Origin of the sequence: Streptomyces sp. NPDC059010, assembly GCF_042740355.1 — a bacterium.
In the GTDB taxonomy this organism is placed as follows: Bacteria; Actinomycetota; Actinomycetes; order Streptomycetales; family Streptomycetaceae; genus Streptomyces.
The window spans coordinates 32,462-55,148 of the sequence record NZ_JBHYJA010000061.1 but is presented as its reverse complement, the minus strand read 5'-3'; the positions used below and the strand labels follow the sequence as shown (position 1 = coordinate 55,148).

The window sequence follows — 22,687 nt, the reverse complement described above, 5'->3', positions numbered from 1 at the left end:
CTTCGGTCTTGCGTTTCCGACTCTATCAGATCCTTTTCCGATCCGATTTCCTCGGTGCTTTCCAGGTTCCCGCTCTCGCGTTTCCCTTTCCGGCGGTTCCGACTTTATCAGATCCTTTCGGGCCTGACCCCCAGTCAGCGGGGCTTGTCTTCACGGCCGTTGGGCCGTTCCGACGTCTCAAACCTTAGCGGATCCGCTCGGCGATTCCTAATCGGGCCGCCGAGTCCCAATTCGAATTGAATTCGGGCATGCCGAAATCAACCCCGATGGGAGATCGTGCTGGTGGTTTGGGTGCCGCTCTCGCAGCGGAGGTGCTGTCGCAGAACCGTTACGGCTCCGCGGCAACCCGAAGAACTTTACGGATCGGGCAGGGGGGTGTCAAGCCTCCCCTGTCAACATCTTTTGAGGCGGGCCCGGCTCGGGTCAGTCCAGGTCGCTGAGGCGTCCGCCGGCGTCCGGCTGGGCGTGCTCCACCCTGCGGAGCAGACGGGTGAGGACCTCGCCTAGGGCCGTGCGCTCCGCTGCCGAGAGGTCCTGGAGGAGGTCCTCCTCGAAGACCGACGCGAGGCGCATCGCCTCCAGCCACTTCTCGCGGCCCTCCGCGGTCAGCTCGACGATGACGCGGACGCGGTTGGACTCGTCGCGCTCTCGGGTGGCCAGGCCCTCGGCGACCATGCGGTCGATCCGGTGGGTCATCGCGGCCGGGGTGAGGCCGAGGCGCTTGGCGAGGTCACTGGGGCCCATGCGGTACGGGGCGCCGGAGAGGACCAGGGCCTTGAGGACCTCCCACTCGGCGTTGCTGATGCCGAGGGCGGCGGTCTGGCGGCCGTAAGCGACATTCATGCGGCGGTTCAGGCGGGAGAGCGCCGAGACGATCTTCTCGACCTGGGGGTCGAGGCCCTGGAACTCGCGCTGGTAAGCGGCGATCTGTTCTTCGAGTGTCGGCTCACTGATGTCCGGGGTGTCGCCCATGGGCCGAGTATGGCACGGGCCCGCTTGGCGTTGAAGTCCTTCGGTATGTACTGTTTAGCTTCGAAGTTTAGCTTTGAAGTCTTCAGGTCTGCATACGAGGAGAGGTGAACGTGACCAGGGCGATGGGCGCAGCGATGCGCCGGATCCACGTGGGCAATGCACTCAGCGCGTTCGGGCTCGGTTTCACGGTCCCCTACCTGTACGTCTATGTGGCGCAGGTGCGGGGGCTGGGTTCGATGACGGCGGGGCTCGTCCTTGCCGTCTTCGCCGTGGCCGCGTTGGTCGTGCTGCCGTTCGCCGGGCGGGCGATCGTCCGGCGTGGCCCGCTGCCGGTGCTGCTCGCCGCTCTGGTCACTGCCGCGGTCGGGGCGCTGAGCCTGGGGCTCGCGGGGAGTGCAGCGGCCGTGCTGCTGTCCTCGGCCGCGCTCGGGGCGGGGCAGGCCGTGATGCAGCCGGCGCTCGCGACGATGATCGTGGACTGCTCTGCCACGGAAACCCGGTCTCGGGCGTTCGCGATGCAGTTCTTTCTGCAGAACCTGGGGCTGGGCGTCGGTGGGCTGATCGGGGGGCATCTCGTCGACACGTCGAGCGTCTCGTCGTTCACTCTGCTGTTCGCGATCGAGGCGGCGATGTTCCTGCTGCTCGTCGTGGTGATGGCGACGGTGCGGATGCCGCGTGCGCCTCGGATCGAGGGGGCGCCGGGGGCTGGGGCCGGCAAGGGGAGCTGGAAGCAGTTGCTCGGGAACCGGGCGATGGTGCAGCTGTGTGTGCTGGGCTTTGTGCTGTTCTTCGCCTGTTACGGGCAGTTCGAGTCCGGGCTCAGTGCGTACGGGGTCGAGGCGGCCGGGGTTTCGACGTCCGCGCTCGGGACCGCGTTGGCGGCGAACACCGCGATGATCGTGGTGGCGCAGTTCGTCGTGTTGCGGTTCGTCGAGCGGCGGAGGCGGTCGCGGGTGATCGCGGCTGTGGGGTTGATCTGGGCCGTGGCGTGGGTTGCGGCGGGGTATGCGGGGATGGGGCACGGGAGTCAGGAGATGGCTACGGCTGCCTTCGTCTCGACGTATGCGCTGTTCGGGCTGGGGGAGGCGATGTTGTCGCCGACTGTTGCTCCGTTGGTGGCGGATTTGGCGCCTGAGGGGATGGCGGGGCAGTACAACTCCGCTTTTGCCCTGGTGAAGCAGCTTGCGTTGGCGGTTGGGCCGGCTGTGGGTGGGCCCATGGGGGCGGCGCTGCATGGGCCGTATGTCGTGACGTTCTTGGTGTTCTCGTTGGGGATCACGTATCTGGCGTTGCGGTTGGGGCGTCGGCTCACTGCGGTGCAGGACCAGCCGTGGTTGGGGAGGAGTCGGGTGGTGACGCAGGGGGTTGGCTCGTCTTCGGGGCAGTCTCGGGCGCACGCCTGAGTTTTCTCGCCCCCGCCGCCCCTACCCGTCCCATCCCCAGGGGCGCTGCCCCTTCGACCCCGAGGCCTTCTGGGGGCTGCCGCCCCCAGAACCCCCGCATCGGCCCCTATAAGGGCCTTGTCCTCAAACGCCGGACGGGCTGAATGATGCGGGGTGCAGCCCCCTCCGGGTGGGTGGGGGCTCGGGACGGTGCGGGCCTGTTCTCGGGCGCCGGACAGACTGGAAGACGCCATCTGCAGCCCCCATCCACCCGGTGGGGGCCGCAGATGGTGTGGGCCCGTTCCCGGGTGCTGGACGGGCTGGGAGAAGGGTGTTAGCGGTTTCCCTTTGGTAGTACGAACTCGCACCACACTGCCTTTCCGCCGCCCGGGGTTCGGCGGGAGCCCCAGGAGGAGGCGATGGTGGCGACGATGGCGATGCCTCGGCCTGATTCGTCGGCCGGTTCGGCTCGGCGGCGGCGGGGGAGGTGGTCGTCGCCGTCGGTGACCTCGATGATCAGGCGGCGGTCGGTGCGGCGGAGACGTAGGCGCATGGGTGGGGTGCCGTGCTGGAGGGAGTTGGCGACCAGTTCGCTGGCTGCCAGGACGCCCAGGTCGTGGAGGTCCGTCGGGAAGCGCCAGCTCGTCAGGACGCCGGAGGCGAAGGCTCGGGCCCGGGGCGCTGCTTCCACGCCGCCCAGGAGTTCCAGGGCGGCGTTGCGGAAGAGGTCGCCGTCGGGGCCCGTGCGGGCCGGGTGCTGGAGGACCAGGACGGCCACGTCGTCGTCGTGGTCGGCGGTGACGCCTGCCGTGCGGACCAGGCGGTCGCAGACGACCTGGGGGGTGCCGGTCGCGCCGGCGAGGGCGCGCTCCAGGGAGGCGATTCCCTCGTCGAGGTCCTCGTCTCGGCGTTCGACCAGACCGTCGGTGTAGAGGACCGCGGTGGAGCCGGGGCTGAGGCCGATCGAGCCGGAGGCGTGCATCCAGCCGCCCGTGCCCAGGGGTGGGCCGGTGGGTTCGTCGGCGCGCTGGACCGTGCCGTTCTCGTCGCGGACGAGGATCGGGAGGTGGCCAGCGGAGGCGTAGACCAGGCGGCCCTCGTTCGGGTCGTGGACGGCGTAGACGCAGGTGGCGATCTGGTTGGCGTCGATTTCCGTCGCCAGGCCGTCCAGCAGCTGGAGCACCTCGTGCGGGGGGAGGTCCAGGCGGGCGTAGGCCCTCACCGCCGTACGAAGTTGGCCCATTACCGCTGCTGCGCGTACGCCTCTGCCCATCACGTCGCCGATCACCAGGGCCGTGCGGCCGCCGCCCAGGGTGATCACGTCGTACCAGTCGCCGCCGACCGCGGCCTCGGTGCCGCCGGGGTGGTAGGTGGCGGCGATGCGCAGGTCGTCGGGTTCTTCGAGCTCCTGGGGGAGGAGGGAGCGCTGGAGGGTGACGGCTGTTTCGCGTTGGCGGCGTTCGCTGGCGCGGAGGCGTTCGGCGGCCTCCGCGTGGTCGGTGACGTCGGTGGCGAAGATGAGGACGCCGCCGTCGCCCTCGGTCACGGGGGTGCAGGTGAAGGTGTAGGAGCGGCCGTCCGGGGCCTTGCGGGACTTGAGGGTGCGGGGCTTGCCGCTGCGCAGGACCTGGTCGAGGAGCGGGAGCAGACCCAGTTCGGCCAGTTCGGGGAGGGTCTCGCGCGCGGGTTCACCCGGGGGGCGTACGCCGAAGGCCGTCACATAGGCGTCGTTGACGTAGGCGAGGCGGTGGTCGGAGCCGTGGACGAGGGCGACCAGGGACGGGACGCGGTCCAGGACCTCGCGGGCCGGCAGTTCGTCCAGGGCCGGGATCGGCTTGGCCTCGTCGGTGAGTTGTTCGGCGCGGGCCGCGGGGACGGCGCCCGGGCTCTCTCCCCGGCGGTCAGGGGAGACCGCCGCCGCGGTTTCGGTCCGCGCTGCCGCGCGGCGCTGCGTTCCGGGGAGCCGGGCGCTCCAGCGCGTGAAGTTCACGAATCCTTGCCTCGTGTCGTCGTCTTCGGCCAGCTCCGGACCCGGCCGGGGGGCTGAGGGGTGGCACCCCGGCGTTGCAGCACTGTGGGGAGAGCTTCGTGGGGTCGGGATCGGTTCGGGATCAGTCTGGCAGTGCGGCCGACCTGGCCGACACCCGTCAGACGCCTGCCTCGTCGGTGGAGTTCCTGGGTCCGGTCAGGACGACCCCTTCGGGTCGCCTTCCGGGTTGTGGGGAGGCTTTCCACCGGCCGCGAGTTCGAACTCCGCTCGGGGATGTTCGAGTGAACCGAGCGAGACGATCTCCCTCTTGAAGAGTCCCGAAAGCGTCCATTCGGCCAGGACACGGGCCTTGCGGTTGAAGGTCGGCACCCTGCTGAGGTGGTAGACGCGGTGCATGAACCAGGCAGGGTAGCCCTTCAGCTTGCGTCCGTAGACCTGTGCGACGCCCTTGTGGAAGCCGAGGGAGGCGACCGAGCCCGCGTACTGGTGGGCGTATGTCTCCAGGGGTTCGCCGCGCAGGGCGTGGGCGATGTTGTCGCCGAGCACCTTCGCCTGGCGCAGGGCGTGCTGGGCGTTGGGGGCGCATTCCTTGCCGGGATCGTCGCCGGTGACGTCGGGGACGGATGCGGCGTCTCCCGCTGCCCACGCGTGCGTGGCGCCGTCGATCGTCAGCTCCGGGGTGCACTTCAGCCTGCCGCGCGCATTAAGTGGCAGGTCGGTCGCGGCGAGGATCGGGTGGGGTTTGACGCCGGCAGTCCAGACGACCGTACGGGTCGGGAAGCGGGCGCCGTCGCTGAGGACGGCGACGCGGTCCACGCAGGACTCCAGGCGGGTGTGCAGGCGTACGTCGATGTTGCGGCGGCGCAGTTCGGTGACCGTGTAGCGGCCCATGTCCTCGCCGACCTCGGGGAGGATGCGGTCGGAGGCCTCGACCAGGATCCATTTCATGTCCTCGGGGCGGACGTTGTGGTAGTAGCGCGTGGCGTAGCGGGCCATGTCCTCCAGTTCGCCGAGCGCCTCCACGCCCGCGTAGCCGCCCCCCACGAAGACGAAGGTGAGAGCCGCGTCGCGGATCGCGGGGTCGCGGGTGGAGGAGGCGATGTCCATCTGCTCGATGACGTGGTTGCGCAGGCCGATGGCCTCCTCGACGGTCTTGAAGCCGATGGCGTGCTCGGCGAGACCGGGGACGGGGAGGGTGCGCGAGACGGAGCCGGGGGCGAGGACGAGTTCGTCGTACGACAGCTGTTCGGTGCCCGTGCCCTCCTCCTCGGTGGCGAGGGTGGTGAGGGTCGCGGTGCGTTTGGCGTGATCGATGGCGATGGCCTCGCCGATGATGACCCGGCACTGGGGCAGGACGCGGCGCAGTGGGACGACCACATGGCGTGGCGAGATGGAGCCGGCGGCCGCTTCGGGGAGGAACGGCTGATACGTCATGTACGGGTCGGGAGTGACGACCGTGATCTCGGCTTCGCCCCGCGCCAGTTCCTGTTTCAGCCTCCGCTGAAGGCGCAGGGCCGTGTACATCCCGACGTAGCCGCCGCCGACAACGAGAATGCGCGCACGTTCCTTCACCATCCCATGACGCACCCGGCGCTTGCGTTTGTCCACAGGCTCGACAATTTGTGTGACCGGAAGTCGTCGGCGCCGCGATTTGGCCGAATTGCCGGAGTCCGCGGAAACTTCGCAGGTCAGTGGGTGTGCGCCGGGGGATCGTAGGTGGCTCAATCGGGACGTAAACGACCCGTACTCCGATCGAGGGGCCCTCTGTGCGGAACGTGCCCCTTCTGAATTGACCCTCGCTCAACTATGTTCTTCTGTCGACGGGGTGTAGGGGGATGCGCTCTGCGGGTCCGCGAGCCACACACGGCGGACTCGTTGTCCGGGCCAGTTCCGCGACGCTCCGGCTTTGCAATGACGGGGAGTGTCTCCGGGGGGAGACGTCATTACCGGGGGATCGCTTATGCATGTTCAGGATTCTCGATGGTCTTCCGCGTCCGCTCTCACATCGGGCGGCGGCGTGGTGGGCGGCACGATGAGCGCGGCCGCGAGCAACGGACGCGGTGACGGACCGCGTACGACGCCGCTGCGCGTGGACGCACAGCGCAATCTGGAGCACGTACTGCGTGCGGCGCGTGAGGTCTTCGGCGAGCTGGGATACGGCGCGCCGATGGAGGACGTGGCGCGGCGCGCGCGGGTGGGTGTCGGGACGGTGTACCGGCGCTTCCCGAGCAAGGACGTCCTGGTGCGGCGGATAGCCGAGGAGGAGACCTCCCGGCTGACCGACCAGGCGCGTGCGGCGCTCGGACAGGAGGACGAGCCGTGGTCGGCGCTGTCGCGCTTCCTGCGCACATCGGTGGCCTCGGGCGCGGGCCGGCTGCTGCCGCCGCAGGTGCTGAAGGTCGGCGTCGCCGAGGACGGCACCACGCTCGACGAGGCCCGGGTGCCGCAGCAGCGGATCCAGCCGGGCACCGGCGAACTGCGGCTGGTGCCCGAGCAGGCTCCGGCGGCTTCGGTCGACCCCGTGGACGACGCGGGGGCGGCGGCGCTGCTCGACGTGGTGGGCCAGCTCGTGGAGCGGGCGCGCGCGGCGGGTGAGCTGCGGGCCGATGTGTCGGTGTCGGACGTTCTGCTGGTGATCGCGACGGCGGCGCCCTCGCTGCCGGACGCGGCTCAGCAGGCGGCGGCCTCGGCGCGACTGCTCGACATCCTGCTGGAGGGGTTGCGGTCGCGGCCTCAGGCGTGAGTCTGCGCCTCAGGTGTGAGCCGACGCCTCAGGTCGATGCGACGGCCGTGGCCTGTGCCGGGGTGACCGAGAGGCGGGGTGCTGCGCCGCCCTCGCCTCGAACGCCGCCATGGAACATGCCCGGCATTTCGGGCGGGATGCTCAATTCCCGCCCGGCAAGGACTGGTTGAGTCTTCCCCGTACGGGCGAAGGCCGGTACCGCGTTGCGGGAAGTCCCCACGGACGAGTGGATGTCCGTACGCGTAGGTCCTGACCAAAAGCCAATGTGGCACCCTGACCCGGTGTCCGGGACTGGTGGAGCTGGCGGCGGGGGCTTTCCGCGATGAGCGTTGACGGGTGGGACGAGTCGCGCGGTGACGGTGACTCGGCGACTCCTCAGGTACCGAGTCAGGGCGGACGGGCGGATCTGCCGCCGGGCGGCCCCGTGGACGGCCGTACTCAGGGGCGGGTGGACAGCCGTGGTGAGGGCAGTGTCCCGGCTCAGCGCGACCGGCGTGAGGACGGCGCGCTGCCTCCGCCGCGCGAGCTGCCGCCGTCGGACGCCGATCTCATCGGTCGGATGCGCTCGGGCGACGACAGCGCCTACGAGGAGCTGTACCGGCGCCACGCGGGCGCGGTGCGCCGGTACGCGCGCACCTGCTGCCGTGACGCCCACACCGCGGACGACCTGACCGCCGAGGTCTTCGCCCGCATGCTCCAGGCGGTGCGCGGCGGCTCCGGTCCCGAGCACGCCGTACGCGCGTATCTGCTCACCTCGATCCGGCGGGCCGCCGCGGACTGGACGAGGTCGGCGCGGCGTGAGCAACTCGTCGACGACTTCGCGGTGTTCGCCGCACACTCCTCGCGCGTGGCGGCGGTGTCCGACGACACCGCGTCCCTTGGCTCCTTCGGAGCGGGCACGGACCTGGGCGCGGACGTGCGGGCGATGCACGAGGCCGAGCAGTCCATGGCCATGCAGGCCTTCCGGTCGCTGCCGGAGCGCTGGCAGGCGGTGCTGTGGCACACCGAGGTCGAGGACGAGTCGCCGAGCGAGGTCGCCACGCTCTTCGGGCTCGACGCCAACGGCACGCGCGTGCTCGCCAGCCGCGCCCGCGAGGGTCTCAAACAGGCCTATCTCCAGGCCCACGTCAGCGCCAGCCTCGCCAGTGACGAGGCGTGCTCCCGCTATGCCGACCGGCTCGGCGCCTACGCGCGCGGCGGCCTGCGCACCCGTGCCGAGCGGGGCCTGCGCAAGCACCTGGAGGAATGCGCCAAGTGCCGGCTGGCCGCGGGCCAGATCAAGGAAGTCGCCAGCGGTATCCCCGCGGTCGTGCCGGTCGCGGTCATCGGCTGGTTCGGTGCCGCCGGGTACGCCAAGGCGGCCGGGCTCATCGCCGGCGGTGCCGGGGCGGGTGCGGCCGGGGCCGCGGGGGCGGCCGCCGCGGCGGGCGGTGGTTCGTCGAGCGGTGCCGGTGCGGGTGCCGCGGGCGGGGCCGGGGCTGCCGGTGGCGGTTCGTCCGGGGGCGGGGGTGCCGGGGGCGGTGCGGCGGCGTCCGAGGGGCTGGGCGCGCCCTTGAAGGCCGGTATCGCGGCCGGTGTGGTCGCCGTGGGCGTAACGGCGGCGATCGTGCTCGCGCTGGCCGGCAACGACCAGCCGCCCCACAAGGACGACGCCAAGCAACCGCCCGTCCCCTCCCCCATCGTCGAGGAGACGCCGACGCCCACCCCGCCGGAGAAGAAGCCCACGCCGCGGCCCCCGGCGATCGTCCCGGCCCAGAACCCGAAGCCGACCCCGACACCCACTCCGACACCCACCCCGACGCCGTCCCCCACCCGGACACCCGGCCCGGCGCCCACGCCTACGCCCACCCCGCCCCCCACTCCGACACCGACGCCCACCCCGACTCCGCCTCCCCCGCCCGCACCGGCCGACTACCGGTGGAGCGAGCTGTCGTACAACATCGTCGGCGACGGCACCGAGCCGGAGATGCGGATCGGTGAGAGCAGCTGGGTGTGGCAGCGGCACGGCGTCTCGATCTCCGACCAGCGGTACGCGCACGGCGTCAGCGTGCACGGCCGGTCCTCCGTCACCATCGACCTCAACCGGGAGTGCTCCGCCTACAAGGCGATGGTCGGCGTCGACGACACCAACCTGGGGCTCGGCAAGTTCTCCTTCGCCGTCTACGCCGACGGCGTCCGGCTGTGGCGGTCCGGCCTGCTGGCGGGCGGGGACCCGGCAGTGCCCGTCCAGGTGAACATCGCCGGACGCGAGACCGTACGGCTGGTGGTCGAACCGCACGGCGCCTTCGACACCGTGCTTCTGGCGGACTGGGCTGAGTCGAAGTTCAGCTGCGTGTAGGGCCATTCAGCCTGCCGTGCTGCCGGGATCGGGCCTACGGCGTCTGTTCCGCGGGGTGGTTCACGGCACGCACCGCCTCGGCCAGGTCGCGCAGGACGTCGTCCTTGGTGAGGGAGGCGCCCCGGGCGTGCTCCGCGGCGAACCGGTCGGCGCCCAGGGCGGTGCGGGCGCCGGCCCCGGCGCGCTCGGCGTGCTTGCGCTCCGGCTGCGGACGTGGATGGCCGCGGCGCCAGTGCTCGGAGGCGCCGAGCATACGGACCGCGCGCGCATGGTCACCGAGGCTGCTCAGCAGATCGGCCGCGGCGTCCGCGAGGGTCGCCGTGATCACGTCGGCACACCCGCTCTCCACGGCCAGGCGCAGCGTGTCGGCCAGGAGGGGCAGCCCCCGCTCCGGACCCGACTCGGCCGTCACCACCAGGGCGTCGATCGCGTTCAGCATCGCCATGAACTGCGGCGGTGGCGTGCCGAGGGCGATCTCCGCGCGGGCCGCCTCACACAGCTCACGCGCGTGTGCGGCGTCGTCGCCGTCCAACGCGATCTGGGCCCGCATCAGCAGGACGAACGCCCGGGAGTCCGCCACGCCGTACCGGTCGGCGGCTGCACTCGCCTCGTCCAGTGCGGTCAGCGCGGCACTGCGGTCGCCCGAGCGGTAGGCGATCTCGGCGAGCCGGGCGATGAGGAACGGCTTCTCGGCGTAGGCGCCCACCTCGTGGGCGAGGCGCAGCGCCTCCTCGTACTCGCCCTTGGCCTCCTGGAAGCGGCTGCGCGACATGGCCGCCTCAGCGACCGCGCTGCACACCTGGGCCCGCATCCAGCGGTCGCCGACGCGGCGGCTGAGGACCCGGAGCTCGGCGAGGTCGTCGTCGATGCCCGCCAGGTCGCCCGGTGAGTCGACGACCTGGTGCGTACGGAACATCAGCAGGACGCCGACCTCCCAGTCACCGCCGTGAGTACGGCAGTTGGCGAGGGCGATGTCCATGTCCGCCCTGATGTCCCGCGAACTGCTCAGGAAGAGGGCGATCAACGGCCAGACGAGCCCCGGCAGCCGTGCCGCCGACGGGCCTCCCCGCTGGAAGAAGTCCCGCACACGCGTCAGATAGCGCTCCATCCGCTCGTCCAGCAGCGCGTCGATCGGTTCGGTCTCGAACCTGAGGAAGAGGTGCAGCAGCCGGAGGTCCATGCGCGAGGCACGCAGGGGGTGGGGCTCCGCCTCCGGGGCGGCGAGGAAGGCGTCGATCGGATCGCGGTCGATCGGATCGGGGGTGGGCGGATCGGGGGTGGGCGGATCGGGGGTGGGCGTCGCGGCAGCGTCCGATGTCGCCCCCAGTCGCAGAATGCGCTCGATCCAGTTCGTGCCCTCGCGGCGGTAGTTGCGCAGCCACCAGAACCAGCCCATGGCGAGGCCGATGGACGTCGCGTTCGGTTCGTCGCCTGCTGCGAGGGCACGGTCGAGGGCCGCCCGGATGTTGTCGAGCTCGGTCTCCAGGCGGGAGATCCAGGGGAGTTGCCCGCCGGAACGCAGCCGTGGATCGGCCTCCTCGACCAGTCCGCGCACCCACGCGCGGTGCCGGTGCTCGGCCGCAAGGCGCAGTTCGGGGGCCTCTGCGGCGCGCTCGACGGCGTACTCGTGGATGGTCTCCAGCATGCGGTACCGCATGCCGTCGGAGCCGTCCCGCTCGTACGGGGTGGCCACGACGAGGGACTTGTCGACCAGCGCGCCGATGAGGTCCGCGGTCGTCGGTCCCGTGCACACCGCCTCCGCCGCCGCGAGGTCCCAGCCGCCCGCGAAGACGGACACCTCGCGCAGTACCGTCCGCTCCCGCTCGTCGAGCAGTTCCCAGGACCAGTCGACCACGGCGCGCAGGGTCTGCTGGCGGGGCAGGACCGTGCGGCTTCCGGAGGTGAGGAGGCGGAAGCGGTCGTCGAGGCGGTCGGCGATCTGGCGGGGGGTGAGCAGCCGTAGCCGGGCCGCCGCCAGTTCGATGGCGAGCGGCAGTCCGTCGAGCCGGCGGCAGATCTCCGCGACGGCCTCCTCGTCGCGGCGGTCGCGCAGCACCGCGTCGGTGTCGGGGCGGGCGGCCGCAGCGCGCTCCGCGAAGAGGCGGTGCGCCTGGTCGGGGAGCAGGGGCTCGACCGGGCGCACCCACTCGCCGGGGACGCCCAGGGGTTCGCGGCTGGTGGCGAGGACGGTGAGCTCTGGGCAGCGGGTGAGGAGGGTCTCGGCGAGGGTGGCGGCCGCGTCGATGACATGTTCGCAGTTGTCAAGGATCAGGAGTTGGCTGCGTGGGGCGCAGTACTCGATCAGCAGGGCGGTCGGGTCGTCCTGCGGGCCTGTCAGGTCGTTGGTCATGAGCACGGTCTCGCGCAGACCGAGCGCGTTGACCACCGCGCCTGGTACCGCCTCTGGTCGGTCGAGCGGGGCGAGCTCGACCAGCCATGCCTGGGGGTGCCGGGCGGCGGCTTCCTCGGCGAGGCGGGTCTTGCCAGAGCCGCCCGGTCCGGTGAGCGTGACCAGTCGTGCCCTGTGCAATTCGGAACGGATGGCATCGAGTTCGAGTTCCCTGCCCACGAAAGAGGTAAGGCGGGGACGGAGGTTGCCGGTGCGTTCGGGGCGCTGGGGGTGGTGGGGGCGGTACGGGGTGGATTGGTGTGGGTGGAGCTGGGGCTGGGGCTGTGCTTCGAGGCTCGCCTCGCCGGACGCCTCGCCGGTCGTTGCGCCGATGGCCTCGCCGGTCGTTTCGCCCGTCAGCAGTTCGGTGTGCAGGGCGCGGAGTTCTGGGCCGGGGTCTGTGCCGAGGCCGTCGGCCAGGGTGTGGCGGGCGGTTTCGTAGGCGGCGAGGGCGTCCGCGGGGCGGGCCGTGTCGCGGAGGGCGCGGATGAGGAGGGCGTGCAGCGGTTCGTCGTACGGGTGCGCCTTGGTCAGTTGCCTCAGTTCGGGTACGGCGTTGTGGGCGCGGCCGAGTCGTACGTCGGCCTCGATGCGGGCTCGGGTCGCCTCCAGGCGCAGGGCCTCCGGGTGGGTCGCCGTGGTGGCGCGGTCGGGGAGGTCGGCCAGGGCCGGGCCGCGCCACAGGGCGAGGGCGGTGGTCAGGGTCTCGGCGGCGGTCGACGGGTCGTCTCTGTCGAGGGCCGCGGTTCCCTCGTGTACGAGGTGTTCGAAGACGAACAGGTCCACGTCGTCTCGCGTCGCCGTGAGGCGGTAGCCGCCGGGGGCGGAGGTGACGGTGTCCTTGCCGAGGGTGCGGCGTAGGCGGGCGATCAGGGCCTGGAGGGCGGCGGGGGCGTCCTGGGGCGGGGTGCCGGACCAGACCTCGTCGATCAGGGTGTCGGGGGTGGTGATGTGGCCGGGGCGTAGGGCCAGGGCCGTCAGGAGGGCGCGCAGGCGGGGGCCGCCGACGGGTACGACGGTGCCGTGGTCGTCCTCTGCCTGGGTGACGCCCAGGATTCTGTACCGCACCGGGTCATTGTCGCGGGGGGCGGTTTCGGGGGCACGGGTTTTGTCGGGCGGCGGGTTGCCCGGGGCCGAGAGATGCCCCCTACCCCCGCCGCACCCCGGCCCCCGCCCCCAGCGCCCCCCGCTGAGGGGTGATCCCCTCCGGTACCGCGCGTTGTCTCGCCGGGGTTCCCGTCCAGCAGGTGCCTCGGCGGGAGAGTAGGCGGCGGAGCCAGAGTTCGAGGGAGACGAGGTCGGCCAGGCCGTCCAGGGGGAGGGGCTCGCCCTCGGCTGCCGCGCGCAGGGCCTTGCGGACGACCCGGGCTTCCACTAGGCCCGCCTGGGCCAGGAGTGGGGTGCCGAAGAGGGCCATCAGGGAGTCCGCGGCCACCCTCATGCCCGTGCGGGCGGCGACCGCCGTGGAGGCGTGCGAGGGGGCGCCCCAGCCGAGCGGGAGGTCGGCGACGCCGGCGCCTTCCAGGACCGTACGGAGTATGGCGGCGCGTGCGCCGGGCTGGACGCGCAGGGCCTCGGGGAGGGCTCGGCAGGCGCGGACGACCTGGTTGTCGAGGAAGGGGGTGTGCAGGCGTTGGGAGCGGATCTCGGCGGCCTGTTCGAGGACGCGGATGTCGGCGGCGTGGCGGGCCAGGGCCGCACGCGCGCGGTGGTCGCCGGGGCGCTGGCCGGGGCCTACGCCGTTGCGGTTCGTCGCCGCCTGCAGGCGAACCGATACTTCAGCGAGCGCCTCGCCGGTCAGCCAGCGTGCCGCAGGCCCCGGTCTGGCCCAGGTGAGCGCGGCGAGCGACGCCCCTACGGCACCTCCGGGTTCGTCGAAGCGGCGGTCCATCAGCCGGTCGGCCAGGGACTCCAGGCCCGTCCGGTACGGGGTGCGGGCCAGCTTGCGTGCCGCGCCGTACACGCGCGCGGGGACCAGGACCGAGCCGTCCGCCTTCGCCAGGGCCGCGACCGGACGGACCAGATGGCGGCGTTTGCGGTCCATCAGGAGGTCCGCGAGGCGGGCCGGGTGGGCGTCCAGGACCTGGCGGGCGCCGTAGCCGGTGAAGTGGTCCGCGCTGCCCGACGCCAGGCGTGCGCGGTGCCTCGCCGCCGTCACCAGGCTCGGGCCCGGCTCGTCCGTCAGCGGGCCTTCCAGGTCGGCGTACGGCAGGGTCTCCTCGCCGCCGGTGACCACCACGTGGTGCAGGCGGGGGTTGGCCGCCAGATTGCCCGCGCGCTCCAGCTCCGCCTCGCGGCCGCCCACCGCCAGGTCGTTGAACGTGACCGCCAGCAACCGCTCCCCCGCGCCCGTGCCGTGGCCCAGCACCGTGCCCGGCATGCCCGGGAGGCCGGCGGCCAGGAGGGCGAGGGTGCCCGACGCGGGGCCGCCGGACAGGTCCGCGCCGATGCCCGGTACCGGCATCCCGCGCGCGGCACGTCGTTCGGCGGGGCCCATCCCGGGCACCGGGCCGGGGTCTATGTCGGCGCCGGGGACATGGCGGGGCGCGGACAGACGCGCGCGTACCGCCTCCACCAGGGCGTCGCGTACGGCGTCCACCGCGCTGTCCGGGTCGGCCGTGGGCGCCGCCACCGCCAGCGAGGCGACCGGCTCGTACCCGGCGATCTCGCGTGCTCCGGCGCGCAGGATCAGCGCATGCCCCGGCGGAATGCGCCGTACGCCGTCGTACGGGGTGGAGTCGTGCAGGGCCGCCGGTACGTCCGGGGCGGCGAGCAGGGCGGCGAGGTGCCCGAAGTCGAGGTTGGCCTCGATGAGGTCGGCCAGGGGGAGCGCGGCGGTCGCATAGGCCGTGCCGCCGGCCCAGGGGGTGTAGAACACCGGCCGGGCACCCGCCAGATCGCCGCTCACCGTGACCCTGCGGCCGACCTGGACGACGGCCGTGTAGCTGCCGGACCACGCCGTCAGATGCCGAAGTGCCCCTCCGCGCGCGGCGAACAGTCCGACCCGCAGCTGTTCGTCGCTCGCCCCGCAGGTGCCGAGCACCGCGATCCGGGTCTGCGCGTCGGCCTTCACCACACGCACCTCGTCGGGGCGCCAGTCGCCGACCGCCCACAGCGGATCGGGGTCACCCCACAGGAGTTGGGACCCCACCGGGTGCACCGTCTCGCCGTCGCTGCCGGTGGCCCCCGCGGAATCGATCCCGGCGGCCACCGCGGCGGTGCTGCTCCATCCCACCAACCACCGCATCGCCGCCTCCACAGGCTGTGGACAACCAGTGCACCGTACGAACCGGTTCACCATGCTGCCATGAAGGACGCGCGCCGGAGCGGCGACGTAGCCGCTTGAGGTCCGGGAATGCGCCCTTGCCCGCGCCTGCGTGGCGGACGGAGCGCCACCCGAACACCCGGGCCCGGCAAGCGGATCCATGCGGGCGGGACGGAGGAATCCAGCGGGCCGGGCGAGGGGATCCGTGGAGGGTGGGGCAAGGTGTGGCTGGGCGGCTGCGACGTGAATGCGCCCCCGATACGCTCCCCTAAAACGCCCTTCGCGCCCTCAAGTGCCGTGGTCGGAGCGGTAATTACCCGAGACGAGCAGGGTCGATTTTCAGCCAAATCAGCGCCGCGACGACAGGCTCGCGCACGCTCCGTACAAGCCCTGCGCACTACTCGCCGTACTCGACGCCGTGCTCGACTCGCGCGCAGTCCGGGGAACGGAGTGCGCCCCCCGGACCGTTCCGCCGCCCGCGGGGATGGAGGCGGCGGAATCCCCCAGCCCACTGGATCCAGTACAGCGGGCCGACCCACGCAAGAGCCATGGAACCGCTCCCCCGGTGGCCGGAGAAGAGCGCACGGACGGGCGCACAGCCACACAGCGGGAGCACGCCACAACTGTGTGTAGGGGGTGCGCACTTGAGTGCGGACCACAATCCCGCCATCCGGAACAATGCCCCTTAACGCTTGGGATGCGGCGAACTACGCTGGGTTTACGAATGCCGCGTGGTTATGCCAGCGCGGCAGCCGTCTGTGTCGAGGGGTGGCGCATGTCCAGGGAGCAACGCGGGCCGAACGAAAAGCTCGGCGCCGTTCTCGCCCTCGCGGGAATCAGCAACGCAGGACTCGCTCGACGCGTCAACGACCTTGGCGCTCAACGGGGCCTGACTCTTCGCTACGACAAGACGTCGGTGGCGCGCTGGGTGTCGAAAGGCATGGTGCCGCAGGGTGCCGCGCCGCACCTCATCGCCGCCGCGATCGGCCAGAAGCTGGGCCGCCCGGTGCCGCTCCACGAGATCGGCCTGGCGGACGCGGACCCCGCACCCGAAGTGGGCCTCGCCTTCCCCAGGGACGTCGGACAGGCGGTGAAGTCGGCGACGGAGCTCTACCGTCTCGACCTCGCCGGGCGCCGCGCCGGCTCCGGCGGCATCTGGCAGTCGCTGGCCGGATCATTCGCAGTAAGCGCATACGCAACGCCTGCCTCACGGTGGCTGATAACCCCGGCCGACAGTTCGGTCGCGCGCGACGCGAACCCGTCCGAGGGCTCCGGCGCACCGCTCAAAGTCGGCCACAGCGACGTGCAGAAGCTGCGGGAGGCCGCCGAGGACGCCAGGCGCTGGGACTCCAAGTACGGAGGCGGCGACTGGCGTTCGTCCATGGTGCCGGAGTGTTTACGGGTGGAGGCGGCACCGCTGCTGCTCGGCGCGTACTCCGACGAAGTGGGACGCGCCCTGTTCGGGGCGAGCGCCGAACTCACCCGTCTCGCCGGGTGGATGGCCTTCGACACCGGGCAGCAGGAGGCCGCCCAGCGCTACTACATCCAGGCGCTGCGGCTCGCCCGCGCGGCGGCGGACGTACCCCTCGGCGGGTATGTACTGGCGTCGATGTCGCTCCAGGCGACCTACCGGGGCTTCGGCGACGAGGGCGTCGACCTCGCCCAGGCCGCACTGGAACGCAACCGGGGCCTCGCCACGGCCCGCACCATGAGCTTCTTCCGTCTCGTCGAGGCACGCGCGCACGCACGCGCGAGTGACGCGCAGGCGGCCGGCGCCGCACTGAAGGCGTCGGAGGGCTGGCTGGAGCGGTCCAGAGAGGGCGACAACGACCCGTCCTGGCTCGGCTTCTACTCCTACGACCGCTTCGCCGCGGACGCCGCGGAGTGCTACCGGGACCTCAAGGCACCGCGTCAGGTACGGCGGTTCACCGAGCAGGCGCTGTCGAAGCCGACGGAGGAGTTCGTGCGCTCGCACGGGCTGCGGCTCGTCGTCTCGGCGGTCGCCGAGCTGGAGTCGGGCAACCTCGATGCGGCGTGCGAGCAGGGCGTGCGGGCGGTGGAGGTCGCGGGGCGCATATCGTCCGCGCGCACCACGGAGTACGTGAAGGACCTGTTGCACCGCCTGGAGCCGTACGGCGACGAACCACGGGTCGTGGAACTACGGGAGCGGGCTCGACCGCTGCTCATGACACCGGCCTGAGCGTGCCCCCACGCGCGCGTGGAGAGTGTGCGGAGCGCGGCGGCTCGACCGGCCTGAGCCGCCGCCGTCTCCCTCCTGCCCCGACCGCGCTGCGGTCAGGACGCGCTGTCGGCACGCCCGAAGCAGCGCTCCAGCTCGTCGAGGTCATAGAAGGAGCTGTTCTTGCCGATCGGGCGGCAGCCGGCCCTGAAGGCGGTCTCCTTCTCGTTGTAGAGCATCCGCACCAGGTAGGTGTCGCCCTTGCGGAAGACGTCCCACTGGATGTTCGAGCCGAGCGGCGCGACGAACGCACCCCGCCACGGGTTGTCGGCGTAGGTGTACGGCCGCTCGGCCGTGGCGCCCCGCGTGCTGCCGGGCAGGCCCATCAGCGCGGCCAGCGGGATGATCTCCTCGGCGTGCGTGAAGCGCAGCTCGGCGCCCAGGTCGCCGGTGCCGTCCCGCTTGGCCTCGACCTTCTTGAAGAAGTCGTCGAGCAGGACGCCCGCCATCCTGTACGTGATGTCGCTGCCGGCGAAGCCCGGGCCCTTCTCGTAGAAGTCCTCGGCGTCGCTCAGATACCCGAACCAGGCCGCGTCCCGCTCGGAGATGAACCGCTCCATACCCCAGCCCTTGCCGCCGGGGCTCTCGTCGCTCATGGCGGGCGCGATGGCGTACAGGTTGTAGACGGCCGTGGCGGCGGCCACGCGGTCGGCGTCGGAGAGCCGGTCCACGAAGGCGCCCTTGAAGAGCTTCTTCAGTACGTCGCGGGCGGCGCGGTGGGTGGTGGGCCGGTCGGTGATCGACTTCAGGGTGCTCGCGAGCCGCTGGTCGTGCGCGAGGTAGTCGCGGTAGGCCGCGCCGCCGGCCGCCTTGTGGAAGTAGAGGAGGTCGACGTCCGCGCGGGTCGGGCCGATGAGCGGCTTCAGCGCCGGGTCGGTGTCGGCGAGCCCGGCGGCGTACAGGTTCGCGCTGTCGACGGCGCGGCCCTGCCCCGAGCTGACGACGTCGATCCGCTCCTCGGCGCCGGCGATCCGCCGGAACAGCCCCGGCAGCCGCTGCTCCATCCGTACGGCCGTGTCCCGGATCTCCCGCTTGCCGCGCCCGCTGAGATCGCCGTGGCCCACGGTGCTCATGGCGTCCTGGAGCGCCTGCACCCTGGGCCCGAGTTCCCTGCCCTTCGCGGTGAGCTGACCGGCCGCCTCGGCCTTCTTCCACAGGGCCAGGACCAGGTCCCCGTCCTCGCCGTCGGTGGCGGCACGGGCGCCGTGGCGGGAGACGTTCTCGGTGAAGACGGGGGTGAAGCCGGCGGGGGGCCGCTGGTAGGTGCGGGGGTTCTGGCCGGGGGTGTACGTCGCCTTGGTGCCGTAGCTGTTCCGGGCGGCGGTGCCGGTGGCCGCGGAGGCCGGGGTACCGGCCAGGAGGGCGGCGAGACCGAGTGCCAGGGCCGGGGTGAGGCGTCTCATGGGTGTGCCGTTTCGTTCAGTGCCGCTGCGCCGGACCTGTGCGGCGGCCGGGGGATCCGCCGCATCGTCGGAGCGGTACATGAACACGTCATGGCCGGATCACGGCCGATGAATGGCCGGAAGTCCCGCCCTTGCCAAAGGTTCCCCCTGGGAATCACCTCGTCGGCCCGGCGTCGTGGCGCGGGAGTCCCGTGCGGGGTTTGAGGGCGTTGTCAGTGGCGCAGTGCATTATCGAAACCGGGAGGTGGGACAGGTGCGGACGCTCGCTTACGACTGTGACGTGCTCGTCATCGGCGGTGGCATCGTCGGGCTGTCCACGGCGTTCGCGATCACGCGTGCGGCGCCGGGGACGCGGGTGACCGTGCTGGAGAAGGAGCCCGGACCCGCCCGGCATCAGACGGGGCGCAACAGCGGGGTCATCCACAGCGGGGTCTACTACCGGCCGGGGTCCCTGAAGGCGCGGTACGCGGTGCGGGGCGCCGCCGAGATGGTCAAGTTCTGCGCGGAGTACGGCATCGCGCACGCCGTCACCGGCAAGCTGATCGTCGCGACCGAGCGGGAGGAGCTGCCGCGGCTGCACGCACTGGTGCAGCGCGGCCGGGAGAACGGCATTCCGGTACGGGAGCTGGGCGCCTCGCAGATCGCGGAGTACGAACCGGAGGTGCGGGGGCTCGCCGCGATACACGTCGGGACGACGGGCGTGTGCGACTTCGTCGGGGTCGCACGGCAGCTGGCCGAGGCGTCCGGGGCGGAGATCCGCTACGGCGCGCAGGTCGAGCGGGTGGACCGGCGGGCGGACCTGGGGGTCGCCGTGCGGACCACGCGCGGGGACGTCGTGCGGGGGCGGGTACTGGTGAACTGCGCCGGGCTGTACTGCGACGAGGTGGCCCGGATGACGGGGGACGAGCCGGGGGTGCGGATCGTGCCGTTCCGGGGGGAGTACTACTCGCTGGCGCGGCCCGGGCTGGTCCGGGGGCTGGTCTATCCGGTGCCGGATCCGGCGTTCCCGTTCCTCGGGGTGCATCTCACGCGCGGGATCGACGGGGATGTGCACATCGGGCCCAACGCGGTGCCGGCGCTGGCCCGGGAGGGGTACCGGTGGGGGGTCGTACGGCCGCGGGAGGTCGGGGGGACGGTGGCCTGGCCCGGGGTGTGGCGGATGGCTCGGCAGCACTGGCGGTACGGGGTCGGGGAGCTGCGGCGGTCGGTGTCCAAGGGGGCGTTCACGGAGGCGGTGCGGCGGTTGTTGCCCGCGGTGACGGCCGATGACCTGGTGCCCGCCGCGGCGGGGGTGCGGGCGCAGGCGGTGCTGCGGGACGGGTCGCTGGTGGATGACTTCCTGATACAGGAGGGGGACCGGACCGTGCATGTGCTGAACGCACCGAGCCCGGCGGCGACGGCCTCCCTGCCGATCGGGCGGGAGGTCGCTCGCAGGGCATTGGGAGTGCTGGGAGCGGGGTGAGTGGGGCGGCGGTGTGAGCCCGGCACGGTGCCGGTCGGCGTCAGTGCGTCGCCCTCCCCGTAAAATCGGTCTCACTGTGTCTGACTCTCTCAACGCCCCCGCAGCCGGTTCGGCCGGCGTCCCCGAGCAGCCCGGCGGCTCCGGGGCGCAGTCCCGTCATGTTCCCGGTGTGTCCCTTCGGCATACCCGGGCCAAGGGGGAGCCCCGGTTCCCGGACGGGCCCAAGGCCGATCCGGCCGGGTCCCACTTCGAGCGGCGGATCCGGAGTTTTCAGCCGCGGCGGAGCCGGGTGACCGCGGGGCAGGCCGACGCATTGCAGCGGCTGTGGCCCAAGTGGGGGCTGGACATCGACGGGCAGAGCGTCGTCGACGTCGGCGAGCTGTTCGGGAACGACAATCCGGTCGTGCTGGAGATCGGCTTCGGGATGGGGGAGGCGACCGCGCAGATGGCCGCCGGAGACCCAGGCACCAACATCCTCGCCGTCGACGTCCACACCCCGGGGCAGGGCAATCTGCTCAATCTCGCCGACCAGGACGGGCTCAGCAACGTCCGGGTGGCCAACGGCGACGCCATCATCCTGCTGCGCGAGATGCTCACCGCCGACTCCCTCGACGGACTGCGCGTCTACTTCCCCGACCCCTGGCCCAAGAAGCGGCACCACAAGCGGCGCCTGATCCAGCCCGAGTTCCTCAGCCTCGCCGCGACCCGGCTGAAGCCCGGTGCCCTCGTGCACTGCGCCACCGACTGGGAGCCGTATGCCGAACAGATGCTCGAAGTTCTGACCGCGCACCCCGACTTCGAGAACACCCAGGCCGACGGCGGTTTCGCGCCCCGTCCGCAGTTCCGGCCGCTGACCCGTTTCGAGGGGCAGGGACTGGACAAGGGTCATGTGGTGAACGACCTGCTCTTCCGCCGCGTACAGCCATAGGAGCTGTGGGAAGAACAGCCGTAGCAACAACCGCGACAACAGCGGTGACAACAGCAAGGAACGCCAGCAACCCCCACCGGCGCCAGAGCCCCTCGCGCTGCTGCGGGCGGCGCCCCTGTCTCGTTAGGGTTCAATGCCGTGGCCACCTGTCCCCCGTACCCGACGTACCCCACCGGTCCCGCCGGCGGCGCACTGCGGCACGCGCACTGGTGGCAGAAGCGGTGGGTCCGTTACGGCGCGCTCAGCACCCTGCTCGCGCTCTCCGGGCTGGTCATCCTCGCCCTGGTGCGGGAGCAGACCGGCACCGAAGGGTTCCTGGTCGGGCTCGGGCTCGCCGTCCTGCCCGTGCCGCTGCTGGTCGCGTCCTTCCGCTGGCTGGACCGGGTCGAGCCGGGCCCCTGGCGCAATCTGCTGTTCTCCTTCGCCTGGGGCGCCTGCGCGGCGGCACTGATAGCGATCATCGCCAACAGCTTCGCGACCAGGTGGATAGCGATAGCGACCGCCGATCCGTCGCACGCGGACGCCCTCGGCGCGACCGTGATAGCGCCCATAGTGGAGGAGACGGCCAAGGCGGTCGCCGTCCTGCTCGTCTTCCTCTTCCGCAGACAGGACTTCACCGGAATCGTCGACGGCGTGGTGATAGCCGGGGTCACCGCCACCGGCTTCGCCTTCACCGAGAACATCCTCTACCTGGGTACCGCCTTCGGTACCGACCAGCTCTCCGGCGACCGCGGCATCGCCTCCGTCACGGCGGCGACCTTCTTCGTCCGCGTCATCATGTCGCCCTTCGCGCACCCGCTCTTCACCGTCCTCACCGGCATCGGCTTCGGTATCGCGGCGCTCTCGGGCCCGCGACAGCATGTGCGCCGCGTTCTCCTCCCGCTCTGCGGGCTGCTGCTGGCCATGGGCATGCACGCCATGTGGAACGGCTCGTCGGCCTTCGGCGAGTACGGGTTCTTCGCCGTGTACGCCGCCTTCATGGTGCCCGCGTTCGGGCTGCTGACCTGGCTGGTGATCTGGACCCGGCAGCGTGAGCTGCGGACCGTGCGTGAGGAGCTGCCGGCCTATGTCGTCGCCGGGTGGCTGACCCCGGGCGAACCGTTCGTGCTGGGCTCGATGCGGGCACGGCGGGTGGCCCGGCAGTACGCGCGCGACCGCGGAGGGCGAGCCGCGGCCCGGGCGGTCGCGCAGTACGAGGCGTACGCCACGTCCCTGGCGTTCCTACGGCACCGGGGGCGCCGCGGGCGGGCCGGGGCCGACTTCGTCGTACGGGAAGGGGAGTTGCTGCACGAGCTGTGGGTGCGGCGGGAGTTCGCGCGGCCGGCGCTGGAGCACGCGGGGGCTGCGCAGGCTTGGGCGACGTACGGGTACGGGGCGCCGGTGCCGGTCTATTGGCAGGCGCAGCCTCAGCCGCATCAGCAGCAGTACGGGCCGACGACCGCGCCGTATCCGGTGTACAACCCGTACCGGACGTGACCGTGGTGGGGCGGCGCGGGTGGGTCGGCGTCGTTTTCTCGCCCCCGCCGCCCCTACCCGTCCCATCCCCAGGGGCGCTGCCCCTTCGACCCCGCCAGGG

The 22,687-nt window shown here is 71.9% G+C and carries 13 protein-coding genes; 7 read left to right on the top strand and 6 right to left on the bottom strand.

Annotated features, from left to right (window positions below; genetic code table 11):
* Positions 1-423: 423 nt before the first annotated feature.
* Positions 424-972, bottom strand: coding sequence for a MarR family winged helix-turn-helix transcriptional regulator (locus ACFWYS_RS41840; RefSeq protein ID WP_384781393.1), 549 nt, complete (start codon positions 970-972; stop codon positions 424-426).
* Between the two features lie 122 nt (positions 973-1,094).
* Here ACFWYS_RS41840 and ACFWYS_RS41835 point away from each other — a divergent pair, with 122 nt between their 5' ends.
* On the top strand, positions 1,095-2,375 hold the full coding sequence (locus ACFWYS_RS41835; RefSeq protein ID WP_384781397.1) for an MFS transporter: 1,281 nt from the start codon (positions 1,095-1,097) through the stop codon (positions 2,373-2,375).
* Positions 2,376-2,688: 313 nt separating this feature from the next.
* On the opposite strand, the gene ACFWYS_RS41830 is transcribed toward ACFWYS_RS41835, so the two are convergent.
* Both ACFWYS_RS41830 and ACFWYS_RS41825 read right to left on the bottom strand, forming a co-directional pair.
* Positions 2,689-4,344 carry a SpoIIE family protein phosphatase gene (locus ACFWYS_RS41830; RefSeq protein WP_384781391.1) on the bottom strand — a complete coding sequence of 552 codons (1,656 nt, stop codon included), beginning with the start codon at positions 4,342-4,344 and terminating at the stop codon, positions 2,689-2,691.
* Positions 4,345-4,539: 195 nt separating this feature from the next.
* Positions 4,540-5,919, bottom strand: coding sequence for an NAD(P)/FAD-dependent oxidoreductase (locus ACFWYS_RS41825; protein WP_384781389.1), 1,380 nt, complete (start codon positions 5,917-5,919; stop codon positions 4,540-4,542).
* Positions 5,920-6,304: 385 nt separating this feature from the next.
* On the opposite strand from ACFWYS_RS41825, the gene ACFWYS_RS41820 reads away from it, so the two are divergent.
* Both ACFWYS_RS41820 and ACFWYS_RS41815 read left to right on the top strand, forming a co-directional pair.
* Positions 6,305-7,087, top strand: a complete 783-nt coding sequence (locus ACFWYS_RS41820) for a TetR/AcrR family transcriptional regulator (RefSeq protein WP_384781387.1) — start codon at positions 6,305-6,307, stop codon at positions 7,085-7,087.
* 322 nt (positions 7,088-7,409) lie between these two features.
* Positions 7,410-9,425 carry a sigma-70 family RNA polymerase sigma factor gene (locus ACFWYS_RS41815; RefSeq protein WP_384781385.1) on the top strand — a complete coding sequence of 672 codons (2,016 nt, stop codon included), beginning with the start codon at positions 7,410-7,412 and terminating at the stop codon, positions 9,423-9,425.
* Between the two features lie 34 nt (positions 9,426-9,459).
* On the opposite strand, the gene ACFWYS_RS41810 is transcribed toward ACFWYS_RS41815, so the two are convergent.
* Both ACFWYS_RS41810 and ACFWYS_RS41805 read right to left on the bottom strand, forming a co-directional pair.
* Positions 9,460-12,882 carry a BTAD domain-containing putative transcriptional regulator gene (locus tag ACFWYS_RS41810; protein WP_384781383.1) on the bottom strand — a complete coding sequence of 1,141 codons (3,423 nt, stop codon included), beginning with the start codon at positions 12,880-12,882 and terminating at the stop codon, positions 9,460-9,462.
* Positions 12,883-12,961: 79 nt separating this feature from the next.
* Positions 12,962-15,061: an asparagine synthase-related protein gene (locus ACFWYS_RS41805; RefSeq protein WP_384781381.1), complete on the bottom strand. Its 2,100-nt coding sequence runs from the start codon at positions 15,059-15,061 to the stop codon at positions 12,962-12,964.
* A gap of 793 nt (positions 15,062-15,854) precedes the next feature.
* On the opposite strand from ACFWYS_RS41805, the gene ACFWYS_RS41800 reads away from it, so the two are divergent.
* The gene (locus ACFWYS_RS41800; protein ID WP_384781379.1) at positions 15,855-17,279 is read left to right on the top strand and encodes an MFS transporter; all 1,425 of its coding nucleotides are present in this window, start codon (positions 15,855-15,857) and stop codon (positions 17,277-17,279) included.
* Between the two features lie 95 nt (positions 17,280-17,374).
* Here ACFWYS_RS41800 and ACFWYS_RS41795 read toward each other — a convergent pair whose 3' ends face one another.
* Complete coding sequence (locus tag ACFWYS_RS41795; RefSeq protein WP_384781377.1) at positions 17,375-18,721, bottom strand: histidine-type phosphatase; 1,347 nt, start codon at positions 18,719-18,721, stop codon at positions 17,375-17,377.
* 253 nt (positions 18,722-18,974) lie between these two features.
* On the opposite strand from ACFWYS_RS41795, the gene lhgO reads away from it, so the two are divergent.
* The 3 genes from lhgO to ACFWYS_RS41780 all read left to right on the top strand — a co-directional run bounded on the left by lhgO (position 18,975) and on the right by ACFWYS_RS41780 (position 22,587).
* A complete protein-coding gene (gene lhgO, locus ACFWYS_RS41790) occupies positions 18,975-20,183 on the top strand; it encodes an L-2-hydroxyglutarate oxidase (RefSeq protein WP_384781375.1) in 1,209 nt (402 codons plus the stop codon).
* 76 nt (positions 20,184-20,259) lie between these two features.
* Positions 20,260-21,111 carry a tRNA (guanosine(46)-N7)-methyltransferase TrmB gene (gene trmB, locus ACFWYS_RS41785; RefSeq protein ID WP_384781373.1) on the top strand — a complete coding sequence of 284 codons (852 nt, stop codon included), beginning with the start codon at positions 20,260-20,262 and terminating at the stop codon, positions 21,109-21,111.
* 138 nt (positions 21,112-21,249) lie between these two features.
* Entirely contained in the window at positions 21,250-22,587 is a 1,338-nt protein-coding gene (locus ACFWYS_RS41780; RefSeq protein ID WP_384781372.1) for a PrsW family intramembrane metalloprotease, read from the top strand.
* Positions 22,588-22,687: the final 100 nt, after the last annotated feature.